At 36.5% G+C, this 288-nt stretch carries 1 protein-coding gene; it reads right to left on the bottom strand.

The window, feature by feature from the left end; all coding sequences use genetic code 11:
- On the bottom strand, positions 1-288 hold a 288-nt coding region (locus tag PZH32_RS13885), incomplete at both ends, for an N-6 DNA methylase (protein ID WP_275208854.1).

Below are 288 nucleotides of genomic sequence, written 5' to 3'. Positions count from 1 at the left end.
GCAATTTTTGTTAATATCTTTGATACAGCCTGCGGAGTATAGAATTCTCCTGCTTTCTTTCCTGTTTCAGAAGCAAACTGTCCGATCAAATATTCATAGGCATTTCCAAGTATTTCCGCATCTGAATTTAACAGATCCGCTTTATCAATTTCTTTTATAAGACTTGCAACTGTATCACTCTGTTTTTGGTCGCCTGCACCTAATCGATTGGAATACAGATCAATATCGGTAAACAAATCTGCGAAGATTGGATCACTCTGCTCTATATTATTAAATCCTTTCTGCAAC

Origin of the sequence: Adlercreutzia equolifaciens (assembly GCF_029076695.1) — a bacterium.
Taxonomy (GTDB): Bacteria; Actinomycetota; Coriobacteriia; order Coriobacteriales; family Eggerthellaceae; genus Adlercreutzia; species Adlercreutzia equolifaciens_A.
This window is presented reverse-complemented; position numbering and strand designations above follow the sequence as displayed.